At 66.2% G+C, this 22502-nt stretch carries 15 protein-coding genes, 2 tRNA genes and 1 pseudogene; 8 read left to right on the forward strand and 10 right to left on the reverse strand.

The window, feature by feature from the left end:
* Positions 1-88: 88 nt before the first annotated feature.
* The 4 genes and pseudogenes from QE444_RS10955 to QE444_RS10970 all read right to left on the reverse strand — a co-directional run bounded on the left by QE444_RS10955 (position 89) and on the right by QE444_RS10970 (position 5836).
* Positions 89-523: a hypothetical protein gene (locus QE444_RS10955; RefSeq protein WP_187978892.1), complete on the reverse strand. Its 435-nt coding sequence runs from the start codon at positions 521-523 to the stop codon at positions 89-91.
* Between the two features lie 15 nt (positions 524-538).
* Positions 539-820, reverse strand: coding sequence for a DUF3509 domain-containing protein (locus QE444_RS10960; RefSeq protein ID WP_064306571.1), 282 nt, complete (start codon positions 818-820; stop codon positions 539-541).
* 97 nt (positions 821-917) lie between these two features.
* A complete protein-coding gene (gene rfbD / locus QE444_RS10965) occupies positions 918-1796 on the reverse strand; it encodes a dTDP-4-dehydrorhamnose reductase (RefSeq protein WP_309738475.1) in 879 nt (292 codons plus the stop codon).
* Between the two features lie 567 nt (positions 1797-2363).
* Positions 2364-5836, reverse strand: a pseudogene (locus tag QE444_RS10970) (NahK/ErcS family hybrid sensor histidine kinase/response regulator).
* 157 nt (positions 5837-5993) lie between these two features.
* On the opposite strand from QE444_RS10970, the gene QE444_RS10975 reads away from it, so the two are divergent.
* The gene (locus QE444_RS10975) at positions 5994-6560 is read left to right on the forward strand and encodes a GNAT family N-acetyltransferase (protein ID WP_133859529.1); all 567 of its coding nucleotides are present in this window, start codon (positions 5994-5996) and stop codon (positions 6558-6560) included.
* Between the two features lie 381 nt (positions 6561-6941).
* Positions 6942-9203, forward strand: coding sequence for an EAL domain-containing protein (locus QE444_RS10980; protein WP_309738478.1), 2262 nt, complete (start codon positions 6942-6944; stop codon positions 9201-9203).
* Here the strand turns inward: QE444_RS10980 and QE444_RS10985 are convergent.
* Together QE444_RS10985 and rdgC are read right to left on the reverse strand one after the other, a co-directional pair.
* Positions 9153-10094: a bile acid:sodium symporter family protein gene (locus QE444_RS10985; protein ID WP_027602755.1), complete on the reverse strand. Its 942-nt coding sequence runs from the start codon at positions 10092-10094 to the stop codon at positions 9153-9155. The two genes, QE444_RS10980 and QE444_RS10985, sit on opposite strands and share 51 nt — an antisense overlap.
* Positions 10095-10154: 60 nt before the next feature.
* Positions 10155-11075: a recombination-associated protein RdgC gene (rdgC, locus tag QE444_RS10990; RefSeq protein ID WP_158893974.1), complete on the reverse strand. Its 921-nt coding sequence runs from the start codon at positions 11073-11075 to the stop codon at positions 10155-10157.
* Between the two features lie 211 nt (positions 11076-11286).
* On the opposite strand from rdgC, the gene QE444_RS10995 reads away from it, so the two are divergent.
* Both QE444_RS10995 and QE444_RS11000 read left to right on the forward strand, forming a co-directional pair.
* A tRNA-Val gene (locus QE444_RS10995) sits at positions 11287-11362 on the forward strand.
* Between the two features lie 13 nt (positions 11363-11375).
* Positions 11376-11452: transfer RNA gene (locus tag QE444_RS11000), tRNA-Asp, on the forward strand.
* Between the two features lie 364 nt (positions 11453-11816).
* Here the strand turns inward: QE444_RS11000 and QE444_RS11005 are convergent.
* Entirely contained in the window at positions 11817-14846 is a 3030-nt protein-coding gene (locus QE444_RS11005; RefSeq protein ID WP_309741976.1) for an FAD-binding and (Fe-S)-binding domain-containing protein, read from the reverse strand.
* 151 nt (positions 14847-14997) lie between these two features.
* Between QE444_RS11005 and QE444_RS11010 the strand changes: the two genes are divergently transcribed.
* Positions 14998-15903: a LysR substrate-binding domain-containing protein gene (locus QE444_RS11010; protein ID WP_309738484.1), complete on the forward strand. Its 906-nt coding sequence runs from the start codon at positions 14998-15000 to the stop codon at positions 15901-15903.
* The gene (locus QE444_RS11015) at positions 15900-16607 is read left to right on the forward strand and encodes a GntR family transcriptional regulator (RefSeq protein ID WP_309738487.1); all 708 of its coding nucleotides are present in this window, start codon (positions 15900-15902) and stop codon (positions 16605-16607) included. Before QE444_RS11010 ends, QE444_RS11015 begins: the two co-directional genes overlap by 4 nt.
* Before the next feature lie 64 nt (positions 16608-16671).
* On the opposite strand, the gene QE444_RS11020 is transcribed toward QE444_RS11015, so the two are convergent.
* The 3 genes from QE444_RS11020 to QE444_RS11030 all read right to left on the reverse strand — a co-directional run bounded on the left by QE444_RS11020 (position 16672) and on the right by QE444_RS11030 (position 19904).
* A complete protein-coding gene (locus QE444_RS11020) occupies positions 16672-17640 on the reverse strand; it encodes an IS110 family transposase (RefSeq protein ID WP_309738489.1) in 969 nt (322 codons plus the stop codon).
* A gap of 241 nt (positions 17641-17881) precedes the next feature.
* Entirely contained in the window at positions 17882-18835 is a 954-nt protein-coding gene (locus QE444_RS11025) for a PDR/VanB family oxidoreductase (protein ID WP_280306955.1), read from the reverse strand.
* 10 nt (positions 18836-18845) lie between these two features.
* Positions 18846-19904, reverse strand: coding sequence for an aromatic ring-hydroxylating dioxygenase subunit alpha (locus QE444_RS11030; protein WP_187978902.1), 1059 nt, complete (start codon positions 19902-19904; stop codon positions 18846-18848).
* A 267-nt stretch (positions 19905-20171) separates the two neighbouring features.
* On the opposite strand from QE444_RS11030, the gene QE444_RS11035 reads away from it, so the two are divergent.
* Both QE444_RS11035 and QE444_RS11040 read left to right on the forward strand, forming a co-directional pair.
* Positions 20172-21002: a p-hydroxycinnamoyl CoA hydratase/lyase gene (locus tag QE444_RS11035; RefSeq protein WP_058792502.1), complete on the forward strand. Its 831-nt coding sequence runs from the start codon at positions 20172-20174 to the stop codon at positions 21000-21002.
* A gap of 40 nt (positions 21003-21042) precedes the next feature.
* Positions 21043-22491, forward strand: coding sequence for an aldehyde dehydrogenase (locus tag QE444_RS11040; RefSeq protein WP_187978903.1), 1449 nt, complete (start codon positions 21043-21045; stop codon positions 22489-22491).
* Positions 22492-22502 lie beyond the last annotated feature (11 nt).

Below are 22502 nucleotides of genomic sequence, written 5' to 3' on the forward strand. Positions count from 1 at the left end.
CGTTGGTCTCGAACGTTGAAGATTCAAAGATGCTAAAAAAGATACTAAACAAGTAGTTAGCGTCAGAGTTTTAGCCGCAACGCTTCTCTCAGCTCTTGCACTTCAGCAGCCGGCATCCCGCACAGGGCAGCTGAGTGACAGGCAGCTCATACATAGGGCAGGCGACGTCCACTACACCCCAGGACGGAAAGCCCTGTCCGGCTTGCACGGCAGCCAGCCGCGCACTGGCGATCACACCATTGAGCAGTTCCTCTTCCCGATACAGCGCCTGACGCAAGGTCGGCGAGCGGTAGAGGATGCGTCCGCAGCGGTCCAGCAAGGTAAAGGAAAAGCGCCCGGTCCGGTCCGGCAGCGTTGGCCAGACCTTGAGTGGCGCCAGTTGCTCGTCGAGACGGGCGCAGGTGAGCTGGTACAGCGAGGCGCGTGGGGTATGCAGCGCAGCTGCCGTCTCCAGGCCATCGAGCAGGGTTACCGGGCTAGGGCCCGGTAGCAGGCCGTCGCTGATGCCTTCCATGGTGTGCATAGTGCTGCTTCCTGCTCAGTTCGCTACGGTCAGACGATTCACGGTGCCACTGCCGCCGGCCAGCAAGGCCGTGACGCCATGACCTTCATCGATGGCGATACCCAGGCGGATGCTGTCGATCAATCGCGCGAGGCGGGTGTGGTCATGCAATTGCTGCTTGCTGATCAACCGCTTGACCTTGACGCCGCTGTCGTCGGACAGCGTCAGGCTGACGCTGCCGTCGAGGCGCTCGATGCGGAAATTGACCCGGAAGTCATGCTCGAAAGCCGCGGCGATGAGTTGGAAAGGGTTGTCCATGACGTACCTGACTGGCGTGAGCGGGGTCAGTGCCATTGACTTCGAGAGGCTGGGGTAGTTCTGGAGCAGATCCCAGAAGTATGACCGACGGCCCGTTTCAGCCGCTCACCTGAAGTTCGCGCTCGCTCCAGCACTGGGCGAAAGCCGCTTGCCAGTCGGGTAGCGGCTCACCCAGCACCGCCGCCAGCTTTTCAGTGGACAGGCGGGAATTGATGGGGCGATGGGCCGGGGTGGGATAGGAACTGCTGGGGATGGGATTGAGGCGGGCCTTCAGCTGGCCGGTCTCGCGCAGGCGCAGGGCGATCTGCTCGGCGAACCCGAACCAGGAGGTGGTGCCGTTGGCGGTCAGGTGATAGGTACCCCAGAGTTCGTCCTGGTCGCTGTGGGCGAGCAGTCGGTCGGTGGCGGCGGCGATGGTGCGGGTCCAGGTGGGCGCGCCGATCTGGTCGTCGACGATGTTCAGTTCGTCGCGCTCGCTGAGCAGCCGCACCATGGTGCGCAGGAAATTGTTGCCCTGCCAGGAATAGACCCAGCTGGTGCGCAGGATGAGGTGGCGCTCGGCGTGTTCACGCACGGCGTTCTCGCCGGCCAGCTTAGTCCGACCATAGACATTGAGTGGGCAGGTCGGATCCTCTTCCCGGTAACGGCCTTCCTTGCTGCCATCGAAAACATAGTCGGTGGAGTAGTGGACCATCGGAATGCCGAGCTGCTGTGCGGCCCGGGCGAAGACCTCGGGCACCCGTTCGTTGATCAGGGCAGCGGTCTGGGGATCGCTCTCGGCGGCGTCCACGGCGGTGTAGGCGGCGGCATTGATGATGACGTCGGGCTTTGCGGCCAGGACGCGTTCATGGAGTGCCTCCAGCTGGGTGAAATCCACCTGGGCCCGGCCGATGACGGTTATCCGGGCCTTGGCGGCCAGCAGTTGTTGCAGCGCCTGAGAAAGTTGGCCGTGTTGACCCGCGATGAAGACGTTCATGTGACTGAGCTATTCCAGAAGGGCTGGCGCGTCCATGCCTGATTGACAGGTTGGGCGTCGCCACGACAGCCCTGAGCAAAAGCAGGCAGTCTACCCGATGACCGGCAGAGGACAAGGCTAGCCTTTGGCCTGCGTGCGGCCGCAGCTGTCGGCTCTAGCCTGCGGCCCGCCTCCCGATACCGCCTCCCGGGAGGCTCGAAAAAATTTGTTTCACGAATACTTGACAATTGTGCGACAGCTGCGGGGTATCCGTTGGTCTTTTTTACCTAGAGTTGTGCACAAGTTGTGCTAGCGCATGTCAAGCCCTGTCTGGCCTGGAGTTTTCCCTGCCGAAAATCCTGCTTTTGAATTAAGTTGTTGATTATGTTGAACTTATTAAAGTGATTAAAAAATGACCAACTTGTTTGGGGGGCCCGCAGAGCAAGGCTCCGGGTTCTTTTCCACCATGTTTTCAACAAAGTTATCAACAGAAGCTGTGGATTGTTCTGTCTCTCAGGCCTCTGACAACCTTAATCGACGCTGAACGAAAGGCCGTTCGGCGTCGTGACGTGCCGTCTGCGTGTTCCCTCAACCGGAGAGCGCCAGTTGCCGACTCAGCAAGGCGCGTAGCGAGGCCGGCTTGACCGGCTTGGGCAGGAAATCCAGTCGCGCCTGACGCACCCGGTCCAGGCATTCCGGTCGGCCATCGGCACTGATGACGATGCCGGGGATGTCCTGGCCCAGGGCCTGGCGAATCCATTCGGCGACATCCGGACCGGTGTCGGCATCGCTCAGGTGATAGTCGACGATGAGCAGTCGCGGTACCACGCCCTGGGCGAGCAGGGCAGCGCATTCCTCGCGACTGCGTGCGGTCCAGACCTGGCAGCCCCAGCGGCCCAGCAGGCTGCGCAACCCGAGCAGGATGCTGTCTTCGTTGTCGATGCACAGCACCGGATCGCCGGCCAGGGGCTGGGCGGTTTCGCTGGCGGTTGCCGCCTGGATGGCCAGCGCGGGTGCCAGGGGCACCTTGACGCTGAAGACGCTGCCATGACCCGGCCAGGAGCGCACCGAGAGTTCGTGACCCAGCACCCGGCAAAGGCGATCGGCGATCGCCAGGCCGAGCCCCAGGCCCTTTTCCGCGCGGGTCTGGTGGCTGTCCAGGCGCTTGAATTCCTCGAAGATCAGCTCCAGCTTGTCCGCCGGGATGCCGGGGCCGCTGTCCCAGACCTCCAGGCTCACGCTCTGGCCCTGGCGGCGGACCCCGAGCAGCACCCGGCCATGGGCATATCTCAGGGCATTGGTGAGGAAATTCTGCAGCACCCGCCGCAGCAACTTGCTGTCGCTGTTGACCACCAGCCGACTGCTGCGGATGCGCAGGTTGGTGCCCTGGTTCTGCGCCAGAGCCTTGAATTCCACGCCCAGGGCCTCGAACAGGGTGGCCAGGGAAAAGGGTGCCGGCGTGGCCAGGATGCGACCGTTCTCCAGTCGCGAGATGTCCAGCAGATCGGCGATCAGGTCTTCGCTGGATCTCAGGGCGCTGTCCATGTTGCGCACCAGTTCCTGGGCTTCCTGGGCCAGGCCGTCCTGGTGGGCGAGGGCGGCGGTGAACAGGCGGGCGGCGCTCAGCGGCTGCATGAGGTCGTGGCTGACCGCGGTGAGGAAGCGGCTCTTCGACTGGTTGGCCGCTTCCGCATGAGCCTTGGCTTCCTCCAGCGCCTGGTTGAGCTGGGACAGTTCGCGGGTGCGTTCCTCGACGCGCTGCTCCAGGCCCTCGTTGGCTTCGCGCAGAGCGCGCTCGGCCTCGCGGAAGGCGGTGATGTCGGTAAAGCTCATCACGAAGCCGCGCCCGGGCATGGGACTGCCGATCAGCTCGATCACCCGGCCATTGGGAAAGGTGCGTTCCGAGGTGTGGGGGATGCCCTGGCGCATCCGCTCCACCCGCCGGGCCACGTGCTCGTCGGGATCGCCCGGTCCGCAGAGGCCGCGCAGGGCGTTGTAGCGGATGATCTCGGCGATGGGCCGGCCGACCTGGATCATGCCGTCAGGATAGTCGAACAGCTCCAGGTAGCGCTGGTTCCAGGCCACCAGCCGCAGCGACTGGTCGACCACGCTGAGGCCCTGGGAGATGTTCTCGATGGCGCCCTGCAAGAGCGCCCGGTTGAATTCCAGCACCTCCGAGGCCTCGTCGGCGATGCGCACCACGTCGTCGACCTGCATGTCGCGGCCTTCGATGGCGGCCTTGACCACGGCGCGTGCCGAGGAGGCGCCGATCACCCCGGCCAGCAGGCGCTCGGTCTGGGCGATCCATTCGCTGTTGGCATTCATCGCGGGGTGATAGGTCAGGCCGCTCTGCTCGGCGAAGCGACTGAAGCTCAGGCGGGCGCGCTCGTCGCCGACGAAGCGGGCGGCGAGCAGCCGCAGGTCCTCCAGCTTGACCGCCAGCAGGGCGCGATTGCGCGGTCGGGGCAGGGCGTACTGGGCGATGAAGCGCCCGGCTTGCCAGTATTCCGATACCCGGGTCCGCGAGAGCAGCGACACCAGGGCGAACAGCAGGAAGTTGCCGGCCAGGGAGACCAGGGCACCGACCGTAGTTGGTTGCAGCGTCCGCTCCCCCGCGGGTTGCTCGAACCAGGCGAGGCCGGGAAAGGCGTGCAACGGCCACTGCAGACTGGTGGCCACCACCGGCAGCACCATCAGGTAGCCCCATAGCAGGGCCCCGGCGGTGAGGCCGGCAAAGACGCCGCGGCGATTGGCGGCCTTCCAGAACAGCGCCCCGACCATGGCCGGTCCGAGCTGGGCGATGGCGGCGAAGGCGATCTGGCCGATGGTGGCCAGGCTGGCATTGGAGCCCAGCAGGCGATAGCTGCAGTAGGCCAGGACCAGGATGACCACGATGCTGGCGCGGCGCACCGTGAGCATCCAGTGGCTGAACACCGCATGGGGACTCTCCACCTGGCCCCGGCGCTTGAGTAGCCAGGGCAGGACGATGTCGTTGGAGATCATGGTGGAGAGGGCCACGCAGGCGACGATCACCATGCCGGTGGCGGCCGAGGCGCCGCCCAGGAAGGCCAGCAAGGCCAGCCAGGGACGCTCCTGGGCCAGCGGCAGGCTGATGACGAAGGAGTCGGGCAGTACGCCGCCGGGCAGGTGCAGCTGGCCGGCCAGGGCGATGGGGATGACGAACAGGGCGGCCAGCGCCAGATAGAGCGGAAACACCCAGCGCGCCAGGTTGACGTCCCGGGTATCGGTGTTTTCCACCACCGTGACATGGAACTGGCGCGGCAGGCACATCACGGCGATGAAGGCCACGCCGGTCTGGATCAGCAGGCCCGGCCAGTCCAGCGTCTCGCGCCAGTATTCCTGCAGTTGCGGCGCCTGCTGCGACCGGGTCAGCAGATCGGCGAAGCCGTCGTGCAGGCCATAGGTGACCCAGAGGCCGACGGCGATGAAGGCGGCGAGCTTGACCAGGGATTCGAAGGCGATCGCCAGCATCATGCCGCGATGGTGCTCGGTGACGTCCAGGTTGCGGGTGCCGAAGAGAATGGCGAAGACCGCCAGCACCAGGGAGACGAACAGCGCGGTGTCTTGGGCGCGGGTGCTCAGGGACTCGGCATTGATGCCGGTCAGCAGGTTGACGCCGATGACGATGCCCTTGAGCTGCAGCGCCAGGTAGGGCAGGACGCCGACCAGGCAGATGAGCGCGCGACGACGATGGCCAGGGTCTGCGACTTGCCGTAGCGGGAGGCGATGAAGTCGGCGATGGAGGTGATGTTTTCCTTCTTGCTGATCAGCACCATCTTCTTGACCAGTTGCGGCGCCAGCAGCAGGAACAGGATGGGCCCCAGGTAGATGGGCAGAAAGGACCAGAGCTGATCGGCGGCCTGGCCGACCGCACCGAAGAAGGTCCAGCTGGTGCAGTAGACGGCCAGCGACAGGCTGTAGACCCAGGCCCGCAGGCGCGGCTTGAGCGGTGGTCGGCGATCGCCATAGAAGGCGATGGCGAACAGCAGGGCCAGGTAGCCGAGGGTAACGGTGATGATCAGCCCGCTGGGCAGGGACATGGCGACTCCAGACATTCCAGGCGCCCATCGCGCCCGGACAAAGTGTCGCACCTTGGGCTGCCAGACGTCAGTTCCGGCACGTGGAGAGACGCCGTGGGTTGAGCCGGACGGCTGGCCCTGTTAGGTTTGCGGGCTGATTCAAGCGAGAGAGACCGCCATGTTCCAAGCGCAGCCCATTTCCCTGCAACGTGGTGCGCTGCGCCTGGACCCCCTGGCGGAAGGTGACGTGCTGGAGCTGGTCAGCCTGGCCGAGCGCAATCGCGAAGCGCTGCACTACCTGAGCGGTCCTCTGCGTCCGGACTGGTATCGCCAGGCGCTGGCCGAGCAGCGCGAGGGGCGCGCCTTGCCCTTCGCCGTGCGCATCGCCGACCGGCTGGTAGGCACTACCCGCTTCGCCGACTTCCTGCCAGCACTGCCCGCCGCCGAGATCGGCTGGACCTGGCTCGACAGCGAGCAGCATGGCAGCGGGCTCAACGGCAACATCAAGTACCTGATGCTGCGCCATGCCTTCGAGCAGTGGCAGCTGGTGCGCGTGCAGCTCAAGACGGCCGCGACCAATCTCAGATCCCAGGCGGCCATCGAGAAGTTGGGCGCGGTTCGCGAAGGCCTGCTGCGTCATCATCGCCGGCTGGCGGATGGCCGGCTCGACGACACCGTGATGTACAGCATCACCGATCGCGAATGGCCCGAGGTGAAGGCCCGGCTGGAGGCGTCCTTCAACTAGCGGTGGCGTCTGACCTACCGTTCGTCGGCAACCTCTGGCAGCAGCATGGCCAGAGGCCGTCTATGTCGCTTGTTTGGCGCCGGTAATCCAGCGCAGCAGTTTTCCATGCCAACAGTTTTCCGCGAAACGGCCGACATGCCTGCTCAATGGCAAGAATTCGCCTGTCTCCTTTTGCGGATCGCTGTATGTCTTCACTGTCGCCTTCCTCTGCGCTGCGTACGCTGCGGGTCGTCTGGCCCTTCGTCATCATCCTGTCCTGCCAGGCACTGGTCGCCATCGTCAGCCTGCAACTGCTGTCGACGGTGCGTGCCTACGTTTCCGCGGAAAGTCTGTGGAGCAAGAGCCTCGGCAACGCCATGCTGTCGCTTGGCGCCTATCTGGATGAGGGGCGCTCGGAGTCCTATCGGGATTATCTGCGCGTCCATCAGCGTCAACGATCTCGACCGGGCGGCGCGGCAGGAGCTGGATACCGACGGCAATCCTGCCGAGGCAGCGCGCCTGCTGCGCCTGGCGGGCAACCACCCTGACGATATCGACGGCCTTATCGCCCTCTTTCAAATGGCTCGCCATGTGGAGCCCTTCGAAGGGGTGATCGCCCGCTGGCAGATCACCGATCCCTACATGGACGAATTCCAGGCCCTGGCACGCACCGGCTTCGAATTGATCAAGCTGCAGGGACCGGGACCGGCGCTGATTCCGCTGAAACGCCAGCTGCTGGATCTGCATGACCGGATGATGCCGGAAACGGTGGCCTTCTCGGAGCGCCTCGGGTCGGCCTCGCGCCAGTTGGTCGAGGCCTTGTTCATCGCCAACGTCCTGGTCGGCGCCCTGCTGGTGCTCCTGGCGCTCTGGCGCATGCACAGCCTGGTACAGCAGCGCTGGCGCTCCGAGCAGGCGCTGCAGGCCGAGAAGGAACATATCCAGGTCATCCTGGCTTCCCTCGGCGATGCGGTACTGGCGCTGAATGCCCAGGGGCGGCTGCTCTATCACAACCCGGCGGCAGAGCACCTGCTGGCGCGGGCGGGGCTGGCCGCGGGCACGCCCGTCACCCACCTGTTCGACATCCAGACCGAGGATCAGACGGCGTCGACCCGACCGCTGGCCGAGCGCTTGCGCAGCCAGGACTGGCTGGTGGGCGACGAGCCCCTGGCGCACCAGCTGGTGCGCGTCGACGGCACCCGGGTGCCGGTGGCCCTGACGGTGACCACGCTGCCGCGGGACGAATCCGGCACCGGGGTGGTGCTGGTCATGCACGACCAGACCCGCGAGCGCGCCTTCCTGCATGATCTGGCCTGGCAGGCCAGTCACGATGCCCTTACCGGGCTGCTCAATCGCCGCGAATTCGAGACCCGTCTGGAGCGCCTGCTGGCAAGCGAGGACCTGGCCTGTGCCTCGCTGCTGTTCATCGATCTGGATCAGTTCAAGATCGTTAACGACACCTCCGGCCATTTCCATGGCGATCGCCTGCTGCGCCAGCTGTGCGAATTGCTCGGCCAGCAGCTGGGCGAGGACGACTGCCTGGCGCGCCTGGGTGGCGACGAATTCGGCGTGCTGCTGGAAAATCGTACGCCGGCCCAGGCCGAGGCGGTTGCCGAGCGACTGCGCTGCTGCGTGGGTACCCTGCAATTCGAAGCGGCCGGACAGGGCTTTAGGGTCGGTCTGAGCATCGGCGTGGTGCACCTGGGGGGACAGGCCCTGGCGCCCGAGGAGGCGCTGCGCCTGGCGGACCTGGCCTGCTACGCGGCCAAGGACAAGGGCCGCAATCGCATCCAGGTGTTCGCCCCGGGCGATGTGGAGCTGGACCAGCGCCATGGCGAGATGGCCTGGGTGCAGCGGCTGCACCGGGCGCTGGCCGAGGACAGCTTCAGGCTGTATGTCCAGCCGATCCTGGGGCTGGGCCAGGAGACCGCCGCGGATCGCCACGTGGAGGTGCTAATGCGGCTGGAAGAGGGCGAGCGGCTGATCGCGCCGGGTGCCTTCATTCCGGCCGCCGAGCGCTATGGGCTGATGCCGGACCTGGATCGCTGGGTGATCGCCGCGGCGCTGGCCCGTTTCGCCGAGCTGCCCGCCGGGCTGCTCGACACCCTGGCCATCAATCTGTCCGGGCATTCGCTGGGCGAGGCAGGTCTCGCGGATTTCGTCAGGCAGCAACTGCAGCGCTGGCAGATCGCGCCGGCGCGGATCTGCTTCGAGATCACCGAGACCAGCGCCGTGGCCAATCTGGATGCGGCGCGGCTGTTCATGGACGAATTGCGCGGCCTGGGGGTGAGATTCTCCCTGGACGACTTCGGCGCCGGGATGTCGTCCTTTACCTATCTCAAGCACCTGCCGGTGGACTACCTGAAGATCGACGGCAGCTTTGTCCGCCATCTCCTGGAGGACGCCGTGGACAGCGCCATGGTCGAGGCGATCAACCAGCTCGGCCATCTCACCGGCAAGAAGACCATCGCCGAATTCGCCGAAAATGCAGCGGTGGTAGCAGCGCTGGCCACCCTGGGGGTCGACTATGCCCAGGGCTATGGCATCGCCCGGCCGCAGCCCTTCACCGAGGACACCTGCCAGGCGCTGGTCCGGCAGGTGTGGCGCGAGGCCTCAGGGACGGGCGTCATCGTCCTTGAAACGGCGGAAGAGGGTCGCCAGTAGCGCCCCGGAGATGTTGTGCCAGACGCTGAACAGGGCGCTGGGAACCGCGGCCAGCGGCGAGAAATGCGCCGTGGCCAGGGCGGCGCCGAGTCCGGAATTCTGCATGCCCACTTCCAGTGCCAGGGACTTGCGCTGGGCCACCGGCAGCTTGCAGAACTTGCCGGTGAGATAGCCGAGCAGGAAGCCGAAGCCGTTGTGCAGGATCACCACTGCCATGATCAGCAACCCGGATTCGGCGATGCGCGCCTGGCTGGCGGCCACCACCGCGGCGACGATCACCACGATGCTCACCACCGAGGCCAGCGGCAGCACCTCGACCAGGGCGCCGACGCGCTGGCCGAGCAGGCGCTGGGCGACCAGGCCCAGGGCGATGGGCAGCAGCACCACCTGCAGGATCGACCAGAACAGCCCGCCAAAGGAGATCGGCAGCCAGGTGGAGGCCAGCAGCCAGATCAGCGCCGGGGTCAGCAAGGGGGCGAGCAGGGTGGTCACCGCGGCGATGGCGACCGACAGGGCCAGGTCGCCCTTGGCCAGCCAGGTCATGACGTTGGACGCCGTGCCGCTGGGGCAGCAGCCGACCAGGATGACGCCGACGGCGATTTCCGGCGGCAGGTGGAACAGCTGGCAGAGCGCCCAGGCCACGCCCGGCATGATGACGAAGTGGGCTACCACACCCAGCAGCACCCGCCAGGGGTGACGGCCGACCGCGGCGAAATCCTCGACCTTGAGGGTCAGGCCCATGCCGAACATGATCACCCCCAGCAGCGGCACGATGGCCACGCTCAGCGGCTTGAACACCGCGGGGGCGAAGAACGCCAGCAGGGCGGCGAGCAGCACCCAGAAGGCGAAGGTATTGCCGACGAAGCGGCTGAAGGCGGCCAGGGCACGCATGGCAAACTCCTTTTCAAAAGGGCAGAAAAAAGGCCGGTCTGCGCCGGCCTTGAAACGAGCTTAGAGCCCCTGGGGCAATTCTTCACCCCCCAGAGCCTCGATCAGCTGAGGCAGGAATTCCGCCAGGGTCATCATCATCAGCACGAAGCTGGCGTCCTGCTGGCCGAGGGCGTCTTCGCCGCCATCCTGTTCGGCCTGGTCCTGCAGCAGGTCCTCGAACTTCAGCCGCTTGATGGTGACCTTGTCGTCCAGCAGCAGGGCGAGCTTGTCCTGCCAGGCCAGGGCCAGCTTGGTGACCAGCTTGCCGGCGCCCAGGTGGTTCTGGATCTCTTCGCTGGTCAGGTCCTGACCCTTGCAGCGCACCACACCGCCGTCTTCGCCCGCATCGCGCAATTCGCACTCGTCGAGGATGTAGAGGCCATGGGTGGCGTCACCGGCCTTGACCCAGTCGGTGAAGGTGGCCATCGGCGCCTGCTTGACGCCCAGCGGCCGGACCGGCAGCGAGCCCAGGGCATCGCGCAGGGTGGAGAGCAGGTCCTCGGCGCGCTTGGCGCTGGAGGCGTCCACCAGGATCCAGCCCTGCTTGGGATCGATGGCGGCATAGGTGGTCTGGCGACGGATGAAGGCGCGCGGCAGGAAGGCCTGGACGATCTCGTCCTTGATCTGCTCCTTCTCCTTTTTGTAGACCTTGCGCATCTGTTGGCTTTCGATCTCGTCGACCTTTTCCTGCACGGCTTCCTTGACCACGCTGCTGGGCAGGATGCGTTCTTCCTTGCGCGCGGCGATCAGGAAGAAGCCCTGGCTTTCGTGGACCAGCGGCAGGTCCGGGCCCTTGCCGAAGGGCGCGACGAATCCGTAGGTGGACAGCTCCTGGCTGGCACAGGGGCGGGCGGGCTTGGCGGCGAGGGCGGCTTCGAGGGCTTCGGTCTCGAAGGCGACTTCCTGGGTGAGACGGTAGACGAGCAGATTACGGAACCACATGGTGTCACTCCCAAAAACGAAGCGCGCATTATCCGCGTCGCCCGCCCCGGAGGCCAACCCCGGATCGCGGTGGTCGTCGGGAATGCGCGCTTTCTCCGGTTGCGCCGGAGGGCGGCGCTAAGCCTTTGGAAGTGCTGGAAAATTTTTTTTCAAAAAGGGGTTGCCAGGTCGGGAACCCCTCCGTAGAATGCGCCCCACTTCGAGAGCAAACGGGTGATTAGCTCAGCTGGGAGAGCATCTGCCTTACAAGCAGAGGGTCGGCGGTTCGATCCCGTCATCACCCACCACTCGAGGTAATGCGCAGCGGTAGTTCAGTCGGTTAGAATACCGGCCTGTCACGCCGGGGGTCGCGGGTTCGAGTCCCGTCCGCTGCGCCATTTAAAGGTTGTCTGGTCCTGAACGCCAGCAGCCATCGAAGAGCGGCCCTAGTGGCCGCTTTTTCGTTTGGGCGCGATTTTTCTGGTCGAGCTTTCTCAGGGTTTTCCTTCTTTAGGTAAATTGCCAGGGCGAGGGTGTTTGTACCTCGGCTTGAGCAGCCACGTGTGGAAAACGCTGCGCGGTTTTCCACGCTACCTGGCTACGTGTTGCTCGTGGTCGCGGCGGTCCGCCGATGCGGACGCTCCCATGATAGAGCTCTGATCGCGGCCATGGGCCGCTCCTACAGGCACGGAGACCTCCGTAGGAGCGGCCGCATCGGCGGACCGCCATGGCCGCGATAGCGTGGCAGAACGCGAGGCGAGTTCAGCCCCTTACCGCATCCAACACCGCTTCCAGCGGGTGGCGCAGGCGGCGGTCGTCGATGCGCTTGACCTGGCTGCGGCAGGAGTAGCCGGTGGCCAGGGCTTCGCCCTGTTCCGCCGGTACCGCCAGGGCACGGGCCCAGGACTGGTCGTAGATCACCCTGGAGGTCGCCAGGTTGCGCGCCTCGTGGCCGTAGGTGCCGGACATGCCGCAGCATCCGGTGCTTTCCGGCTTGAGCCCCAGACCCAGGCGCTCGAACACCTGCTGCCACTGGCTGACGCTGGCGGGGGCGTTGGTCTTTTCGGTGCAGTGGCCGAGCAGGCGATAGACCTTGTCACCGACCACCTGCTGCTCTTTCGGCAACACCTGCAGCAGCCACTCCTGGGGCAGCAGCACCTCGGGCATCCGGGCGATGCCGGGAACCTTGGGGTATTCCTGGCGATAGACCAGGGTCATGGCCGGATCGAGACCGACCAGCGTGACGCCGAAGCCGGCCAGGCTGGCGAGCTGGGCCGCGTTGCGCCGCGCCGTGCGTTCGAAGGCGCCGAGGAAACCCTGCACCTGCAACGGCTTGCCGTTGGCGCGATAGGGCGCGAGGAACACTCGCTGGCCGAGCCGCGCGGCCAGTTCGAGGAAGGCGGCGGTGAGCGGGGTCTCGAAATAGCGGGTGAAGGCGTCCTGCACCACCACGATAGTCCTGGCGCGTTCTTCATCGCTCAGGGCCAGCAGCCGCTCGGGGGTGGCGATCTGTACCTGCCATTGATGCATGACCGGCACCAGGTCGAAACGGCTGAGCAGGGGGCTGTCGACCATGCCGATGCGCTCGGCGAACAGCCGCTGAATGGGTGTGGCGCCCATGACGGCGTTGTAGAGACCGGGGGCGCGGGCGAACAGCGGCAGGCTGAATTCCAGGGAGCCGATCAGGTAATCGCGCAGCGGGCGCAGGTAGCGACGGTGATAGAGCTCGAGGAAGCGCGAGCGAAATTCCGGCACATTGACCTTGATCGGGCACTGGCCCGCGCAGGACTTGCACGCCAGGCAGCCGGCCATGGCGTCATAGACCTCGTGGGAGAAGTCCGCCTCGGCCTGGCGGCCATTGCGCCAGCGTTGCGGCAGGGCCTTGAGCCAGTTCCGGGCACCACGCGGCGCGGGGGCCAGGACATCGATGCCGGCCTGGCCCTGCAGGCGCAGCCATTCACGGATCAGGGCGGCGCGCCCCTTGGGTGAGTGGATGCGCTGGCGGGTGGCCTTCCAGGACGGGCACATGGCGTCGTCGGGATCGTAGTTGTAGCAGGCGCCATTGCCGTTGCAGTGCATGGCGGTGCCGTAGCTCTGCCAGACGCGCTCGTCGAGGGTGCGGTCCAACTCGCCCCTGAGGGTCACGCCATCGACCTTGAGCAACTCGGCGCCGCTGGCGAGCGGGGTGGCGATCTTGCCCGGATTGAGCTGGTTGTGCGGATCGAAGGCACCCTTGAGCGCCTGTAACGATGGGTAGAGGTCGCCGAAGAAGGCCGGCGCATATTCCGAGCGCACGCCCTTGCCGTGTTCGCCCCAGAGCAGGCCACCGTATTTCTGTGTCAGCGCGGCCACCTGGTCGGAGATCGGCCGCACCAGCGCCGCCTGGCGTGGGTCCTTGAGATCCAGCGCCGGACGCACGTGCAGCACCCCGGCGTCGACATGGCCGAACATGCCGTATTGCAGGTTGTGGCCATCGAGCAGGGCGCGGAATTCGGCGATGAAGTCGGCCAGGCGCTCGGGCGGGACCGCGGTGTCTTCGACGAAGGGCTGCGGACGGATCTCGCCCTGGACGTTGCCCAGCAGGCCCACGGCGCGCTTGCGCATGGTGTAGACGCGGGTCACGGCGTTGCGGCCGATGGCCAGGGTGTGGCCGAGGCGCTCGACGGTAGTGTCCTGGCGCAGGTGGTCGAGGAAGCCCTGGACGCGGGCATCCACTTCCTCGGGATCGTCGCCGCTGAATTCCACCAGGTTGATGCCCAGGGTGGGGCGCTCCACATCTTCGGGGAAATACTCCGCCACGCTGTGCCAGACGATGTCCTGCATGGCCAGCAGGAGCACCTTGGAATCCACCGTCTCGATGGACAACGGCTTGAGTTCGATCAGGGCGCGGGCGTCGCGCAGGGCGTCCATGAAGCTGGCGTAGCGGACGTTGACCAGCACCGAATACTTGGGAATCGGCAGGACGTTGAGCTTGGCCTCGGCGATGAAGGCCAGGGAGCCTTCGGCGCCGCAGAGCACGCTGTTGAGGTTGAAGCGGCCGTCCGCCTCGATCAGGTGCGCCAGGTCATAACCGGTCAGGCAGCGATTGAGCTTGGGAAAGCGTGCCTCGATCAGTTCGGCCTGCTGCTCGGCGATGTCCCGCGCGCAGCGGTAGACGGCCCCGGTGCGATCGTCGCGGGCGCAGAGGGCGTCCAGTTCGGCGCTGTCCACCGGGCGACTTTCCAGGCGTTCACCGCCGATCAGGTAGGCGTCCAGTTCCAGCACGTGGTTGCGGGTCTTGCCGTAGGTCACGCTGCCCTGGCCGCTGGCGTCGGTGTTGATCATGCCGCCGATGGTGGCGCGGTTGGAGGTGGACAGCTCCGGGGCGAAGAACAGGCCGTGGGGGCGGAGCGCGGCATTGAGCTGGTCCTTGACCACGCCGGCCTGGACCCGCACCCAGCCCTCCGCGGCGTTGATCTCCAGGATCCTGTTCAGGTGGCGGGAGAGGTCGACCACGATGCCGTCGGTGAGGGACTGGCCGTTGGTGCCGGTGCCGCCGCCGCGCGGGGTCAGGACCACGCCCTGGAAGCGCGCCTCGCCCATCAGTCGGGCCAGGCACTGGACGTCGGCGCCGTCCTTGGGAAAGACCGCTGCCTGGGGCAGGCGCTGGTAGATGGAGTTGTCGGTGGCCATGACCGTGCGGCTGGCATGGTCCAGCGCGATCTCGCCCTGGAAGCCGCTGGCGGCGAGGGTGGTCAGGAAGTCGGTGTAGGCGGCGGCGAGGGGCGCCGAGGCCGGCAGGCGGGCGATCATGTTCATCAGGCGGGCTCTCTGGCGGCGGACGGCCGTCTCCTTCAGCGAGCGAAGGAATGGCGTCGACCTTTTCTGGCTATAGTAGGCATTCTCACCACAGCGCGGCGGCGCCACAACCGAAGATTCCGCCGCCTATGCCGGAAGATCCTGAATGAATCACCGCCGCCTGACGCCCTCCATGTCGCTGCTGCTGGCTTTCGAGGCGGCGGCGCGGCATGAGAGCTACACCCGGGCGGCCGAGGAGCTGTCGCTGACCCAGAGTGCCGTCGGCCGCCAGGTGCAGGCGCTGGAACAGTTGCTGGGGCTGACGCTGTTTCGTCGCGAGGGCCGGCAGATCGTGCTCACCGATGTGGGGCGCGCCTACAGTCGCGAGCTGGGGCTGGCCCTCGGGCAGATCCGCAGCGCCACCCTGCAGGCCATGGCCTTCGCCTCCGGGCAGGGCACCCTGCGCCTGGCGGTACTGCCGACCTTTGGTTCCAAGTGGCTGCTGCCGCGCCTGGGCAGCTTCTATACCGCCCACCCCGGGATGCTGGTGCATCTGCATTCACGCATCCAGGCGGTGGACTTCGCCGCCAGCGAGATCGACGCCGCCATCAGCGTCGGCAGCGGCGACTGGCCGGGGCTGCGGGCCCATCCGCTGCAAGCCGAGCAGCTCGTCGTCATTGCCAGTCCGACGACCCTGGCCGCTTTGCCGGATGCCACGCCCGCGACCCTGGCCGGTCAGTTGCTGCTCGGTGTGGCCAACAATCCCCAGGCCTGGGGCGAGTGGTTCCGGCATCATGAATTGCCGCACCGGGCCATGCGGCCGGGGCCGAGTTTCGAGTTGACCTCGCACCTGATCCAGGCGGTGCGAGCCGGCATCGGCATCGGCCTGGTGCCGCGGGTGCTGGTGGAAGACGAACTGGCCCAGAGCGAGTTGCTCGCCTGCGGACCGGCATTGGTCAGTCGCCGCAGCTATTACCTGGTCTATCCGCCGCGCAACGAAGGGCTGCCGTCGCTGCAGGCCTTTCGTCAGTGGCTGCTGGCCGAAATCAACGACGGAGAGGGACAGCCATGAGCAAGCCGGGACAGCGGGTGCTGGCCGCGCTGCGGCAGATGATCCTGTCCGGCGAACTGGGCGCGGGCGAACGCCTGGCGGAGCTTCCCACCGCCGAGCGCTTCGCCGTGTCGCGCATGCCGGTGCGCCTGGCCCTGCGCACCCTGGCCGAGGAAGGTCTGCTGGAGCGCAGCGGTGCCCGCGGCTATCAGGTGCGGGCCCTGACCGGGGCCGATCTGGAGGGCGCGGTGGAGGTGCGCGGGGTGCTGGAAGGCCTGGCCGCGCGCCAGGCCGCCGAACGGGGCCTGGACGCTGCCACCCGCATTACGCTGGAAGACTGCCTGCGGCGGGGTGATCGGCTGTTCGCCAAGGGCCATGTGCTGCTGGAGGATCTGGAGGACTACCACGATCTCAACCGGGCCTTTCACCAGGCCATCGTCGCCGCCAGCGGCAATTCGGCCATCGCCCTGGCGCTGGGGCGCCATGAGCATCTGCCCTTCGCCTCGGTGAGCGCCCTGGCGGTGGATGCCGGCAATCTCGACCGTGAATACCGCCGCTTCAACTTCGCCCACCTGCAGCACCATGCGCTGTTCGACGCCCTGGTGCGCGGCCAGGGCGCCCGCGCCGAGGGCATCATGCGTGAGCATGCCCAGGCGACGCTGGGGTATGCACGGTGGTTCGGTGGGGAAGAGGGGGAGGCGGGGGCGCTGAAGGTGCTGGTGTAGGGCGGGGCCCTCACCCCGGCCCTCTCCCAGGGGGAGAGGGGGAAGTAGATACCGTCTTCGCCCCTCAGTGTGCAATCGCTAAAGCAGGGTCGAAAGGCTTGCCCGATTTGAGCACGCCATAGGCGATGGTCAGCAGCTTGCGCATGGCGGCGCAGACGGTTTGTCTACCTTTCTTCCCTCTGGTTTTCAGACGCTCGGCTTGCGCCTTGATAGCCGGGTTGTAGGTCAGCGCCACGACGGCGGGTAGGTATAGCGCACTTCGTAAGCGGACCGATCCCATGCGCGAGATGCCGGTATGGCCGCGGTAAAGACCTGATTCCTGTAGGCGTGGGTTCAAACCGGCAAAGGCGGTCACGGCGCGGGCATCAGCGAAGCGACCGATATCGCCGAGCTCCGCCAGGATCAGGGCGGCGGTCTTGTCGGCGATGCCGTCTATGCTCACCAGCAGATCACGTTTGCCGCTCAGGTCCGGGTCATCGTCGATATGCCGTTTGATCTGTTCGAGCGTCCAGGCGATCTGCTCATCGAGCCGCTGCACGACCGCTCGAATCGAGTCCTGGACCTTTTCCGGGCTGACCTCGAGCCGATTGAGCTCCATCTGCCGTAGCGATTGGAGATCCTCCAGGCGCCGGGTCAGCGCGCGAAGCGTGCGGATGGACACAGGCTCCGGGTGCCAGGCCCGCAGGCTGTCTTCATGCCGCTGGCCATAGGTGGCGATCAGCTTGGCGTCGAGTTTGTCCGTCTTGCTGCGCTGCAACTGGCTTTGCGCATAGCGAGCGATCTGTGCCGGATTGAGCACGGCGATTCGGTAGCCCAGCGCATGGAAATGCTCGGCGAGCGCTTCGTGATAGGTGCCCGTGGCCTCCATCACGATCCAAGCGCCTGGCTCGGCATGCTGTTGCAGCCAGTCGGCAAAGACCGCGAAGCCTGACGGATCGTTGCTCAGCCTGCCCTTGGTCCGGTGCTTGCCATTGGATTGCAGGACCGCCAGATCGAAGCTGCGCTTGGCGATATCAACACCGATTACGGCCATGATGTCTCCTCCTTCAGATGCGACACGATCACGTCATCCCGTCCAACCTTGTGCAATACGAGCTCTGGAGGCTCTAGATACCGTTCGGACTCGGGGATGGGTGTGGAGGACGCAGCCTATCTACGTTGCAAGCTCAAAGGCTTAAGGGTGGACACGGCCTGCCATCCTCCCCCGATGATCAGTCGGGGACTATGCCCCCTGAGGAGGCTGTCGTCGAGATACAAGGGTGGGCTCGGGGTCGTCAGAGATCCAGCACCAGCCGCTCGCCCTTGGCGCGGGAGCAGCAGGGGGTGAAGCGGTCGTTGGCGGCGTGTTCGGCTGCGGAGAGAAAGAGGTCGCGGTGCTCGGGTTCGCCGGCCAGCACCGGGGTCAGGCAGGTGCCGCAGAGACCCTGGCCACAGGACACCGGCAGGACGACACCCAGGTCAGCCAGAACCTCGACCACGCTGCGTTCGGCCGGTACCTGCACGCGGCGACCGCTGCGCGCCAGCTCCACCTCGAAGGGTCTTTGCTCGCCCTGGGCGGCGGGATCGGCGGCGAAGAACTCCCGATGGATCTGGCCGGGTTGCCAGCCCTGGGCCTGGGCGGCGTCCACCACCGCGGCCATGAAGCCGGCCGGGCCGCAGACATAGAGGTGATCGTCCGGTGCCGCCGGACCGAGCAGGTGCTGGAAGTTGGGCCGCAGCGCCGGATCGTGCTGGTCGAAGTGCACCCTGACCTGCTCGGCATAGGGCCGCGCCTTGAGCCAGGGGATGAAGGCGGCGTGTTCGCGGTCGCGTACCAGGTATCTCAGGGTGAAGTGCGCCCCCTGCTGATAGAGCTGTTCGGCCATGGCCAGGAGCGGAGTGATACCGATACCTCCGGCCAGCAGCTGGGTGCGGCGCGCGCTGGGGACCAGACCGAACAGGTTGCGGGGTTCACTGGCCTGCAGGCGATCGCCTACCTGCAGTCGATGCATGGCCTGGGAGCCGCCGCGGGAGTCGGGGACGAGCAGCACGGCGATGCGATAGCGGGTCGGTACCGGTTCCGGCGCGGTACAGAGCGAATAGTGGCGCACCAGGCCGTCGCCCAGGGTGATTTCCAGATGGGCGCCGGCGGCGAAGCCGGGCAGGGGGCCGCTGTCGGCGCGGGCCAGGTCGAAGGCCAGGATGGTGGGGGCCTCGCGCTGTACGGCGGTGACGATCAGATCGAGCATGAGAGGTCTCCTAGGCGATCTGCCGGACCGGGATGCCGGTGGCGGCCTGTTCGGCGGCCAGCAGGCGGTCGATGATCTGCCGCGACTGCACGCCGCCGGCATCGATGTTGAGCTTGAGCAGGCCGCGCTCCGGATAGCGCAGCAGGTTCTGCTGCTGGCGTTCGAGCATCTCCAGGTCTTCGCCGAAGATCTTGCCCTGGCCTTCGCGGATGCTGGCGGTGAGCTCGGCATCGTCCGGCTTGAAGTTGCGCGCCATGCCCCAGAAGTACCAGATGGAGGTCTCGGTCTCGGGGGTGATGAAGTCCACCACCACGCTGGCGGCCTTGACCGCCGCCGGAGCCTCGTAGCCGCCATGGCCGGCATGGGCCACGCCCACCTCGATCATCACGTGGCTGGGCGGGGTGAAGCGGCAGATCTGCCAGCGATCCACCGGGACGTCGTCGGCCAGGCCATTGCCACGCAGGGCCATGCGCCAGAAGGGTGGGGCGGAGATGTTTTCCATGTGCCGGCTGGTGATGACCTCGTCACCGTCGACGCGGGTGGCCGGCGGCGCCTCGTCGATCTCCTTCTGGCCGATGCTGGAGGCGTGGACATAGGTCTCGTGGGTGAGATCCATGAGGTTGTCGATCATCAGCCGGTAGTCGCACTGGATGTGATAGAGGCCGCCGCCATAGGCCCAGTCGGGACTCTCGGCCCACTCCAGGTGGGGAATCAGCGCCGCATCGGCCTTGGCCTGGTCGCCCGGCCAGACCCAGATGAAGCCGTGCCGCTCGACGGCGGCATAGGGGCGCACCGCGGGAAAGACGCCGACCCGCTGCCCCGGCATGCCCAGGGTCTTGCCACCGCAGCCCATCTCCAGGCCGTGATAGCCGCAGACCAGGGTGCCGTCGCGGACGAAGCCCAGGGACAGCGGCGCACCGCGGTGCGGGCAGAAGTCTTCCAGGGCCACCACCTGGCCATTGGCGTCACGGTAGAAGACCAAGGGTTCGCCACAGATCTGGCGACCCAGGGGCTTGTCCTGCACTTCGTCGGGGGTACAGGCGACGTACCAGGCGTTCTTCGGGTACATGAGCGGGGCCTCTTGTTGTTGTCTATTGGATCCAATGGTTATGACGGTTAACGATTCCTGTCAACGGCATTCGGCCGTACGAGACCGTTCTCAGGACGAATGGCGTTACGAGTGTTGCGCTCATTTCTGCTCAATTGGATCCTGTTTGCCCACACCCCCCTATCGTTCACCGGCATCATGCATGCTCAGCAAATTAGTTAATTGACTTAACTAATTCCCTGGCGTAGCTTCAGCTCCATACCCACCCAACAACAAGAGGCACACGCCATGGGCAGTTATGACGGACGCTGGCAGACGGTCAAAGTGGACATCGAGGACGGTATCGCCTGGGTGACGCTCAATCGTCCGGAAAAACGCAATGCCATGAGTCCCACCCTCAACCGCGAGATGGTCGAGGTGCTGGAGACCCTGGAGCAGGACGCCAGTGCCGGCGTGCTGGTGCTGACCGGTGCCGGCGATGCCTGGACCGCGGGCATGGATCTCAAGGAATACTTCCGCGAGACCGACGCCGGCCCCGAGATCCTGCAGGAAAAGATTCGCCGCGAAGCCTCCCAGTGGCAGTGGAAGCTGTTGCGCATGTACGCCAAGCCGACCATCGCCATGGTCAACGGCTGGTGCTTTGGCGGCGGCTTCAGCCCGCTGGTGGCCTGCGACCTGGCCATCACCGCCGACGAGGCCACCTTCGGCCTGTCCGAGATCAACTGGGGCATTCCCCCGGGCAACCTGGTGAGCAAGGCCCTGGCCGATACCGTGGGCCACCGTACCGCCCTCTACTATGTGATGACCGGCAAGACCTTCAGCGGTCCCGAAGCGGCGGCCATGGGCCTGGTCAACCAGAGCGTGCCGCGCGACCAGTTGCGCGAGGTGACCACCGCCCTGGCCCGCGAGCTGCTGGACAAGAATCCGGTGGTGCTGCGGGCCGCCAAGGTCGGTTTCAAGCGCTGCCGCGAACTCACCTGGGAGCAGAACGAGGACTACCTCTATGCCAAGCTCGACCAGTCGCGGCTGCAGGATCCGGAAGGCGGTCGTGAACAGGGCATGAAGCAGTTCCTCGACGACAAGAGCATCAAGCCCGGGCTGCAGACCTACAAGCGCTGAACCGCCACCGCCCACCCGTACAACAACAAGAGGTAGCGTCATGGTCGAGGTATCCCTGCTCATCGGCGGCGCCAGCCGCCCGGCCGGCGACGGTCGCAGCTATCAGCGTTGCCATCCGGTGACCGGCGCGGTGGTCTCCACGGTGGCCGCCGCCACCCTGGACGATGCCGACGCCGCGGTGGCCGCGGCCCAGGCCGCCTTTCCCGCCTGGGCTGCGCTACCACCGGGCGAGCGTCGTCGCCGTCTGCTGGCCGCCGCCGATGGTCTGGTCGCGCGCAGTAGTGAATTCGTCGCCCTCGCCGGAGAGACCGGGGCCATGGCCAACTGGTACGGCTTCAATGTCCACCTGGCGGCCAACATGCTGCGCGAGGCGGCGGCCATGACCACCCAGATCCAGGGCGAGGTCATACCGTCCGACGTGCCCGGCAGCTTTGCCATGGCGCTACGCCAGCCCTGTGGCGTGGTGCTGGGCATCGCGCCCTGGAACGCGCCGGTGATCCTCGGTACCCGCGCCCTGGCCATGCCGCTGGCCTGCGGCAACACCGTGGTGCTCAAGGCCTCCGAACAGAGTCCGGGCGTGCACCGGCTGATCGGCCAGGTGCTGCAGGATGCCGGCCTGGGCGACGGTGTGGTCAATGTCGTCACCAATGCTCCGGAGGATGCCCCGGCCATCGTCGAGCGGCTGATCGCCAACCCGGCGGTGCGGCGCGTCAACTTCACCGGCTCCACCCGGGTGGGTCGCATCGTTGGCGAGCTGGCGGCGCGCCATCTCAAGCCGGCCGTGCTGGAACTGGGCGGCAAGGCACCGCTGCTGGTGCTGGAGGATGCCGACCTGGATGCCGCGGTCGCCGCGGCGGCCTTTGGCGCCTATTTCAATCAAGGGCAGATCTGCATGTCCACCGAGCGCCTGCTGGTGGACAGTCGCATCGCCGACGCCTTCGTCGAGCGCCTGGCGGCCAAGGTACGCACCCTCAAGGCCGGCGATCCCGGCGCGGCCGATTCGGTGCTGGGTTCCCTGATCGACGCCGGTGCCGGCACCCGCATCAAGGCGCTGATCGACGACGCCGTGGGCAAGGGCGCCCGGTTGGTCTGCGGTGGCGAGCTGGAGGGCAGCATCCTGCAACCGACCTTGCTGGATGGCGTCACCGCCGAGATGCAGCTCTATGCCGAGGAGTCATTCGGCCCGGTGGCCGTGGTGATCCGTGCCGAGGGTGACGAGGCCCTGCTGCGCCTGGCCAACGATTCCGAATTCGGCCTCTCGTCGGCCATCTTCAGTCGCGACACCGCCCGTGCCCTGGCGCTGGCGCAGCGGGTGGAGAGCGGCATCTGCCACATCAATGGACCCACGGTGCACGACGAGGCGCAGATGCCCTTTGGCGGCGTGAAGTCCAGCGGTTACGGCAGCTTCGGCTCACGGGCCTCCATCGATCATTTCACCCAGTTGCGCTGGGTGACGCTGCAGACGGGGCCGCGCCACTACCCGATCTGATCAGCGTCCGC

This window comes from Pseudomonas sp. SORGH_AS_0199 (assembly GCF_031453735.1).
In the GTDB taxonomy this organism is placed as follows: Bacteria; Pseudomonadota; Gammaproteobacteria; order Pseudomonadales; family Pseudomonadaceae; genus Chryseomonas; species Chryseomonas aestiva.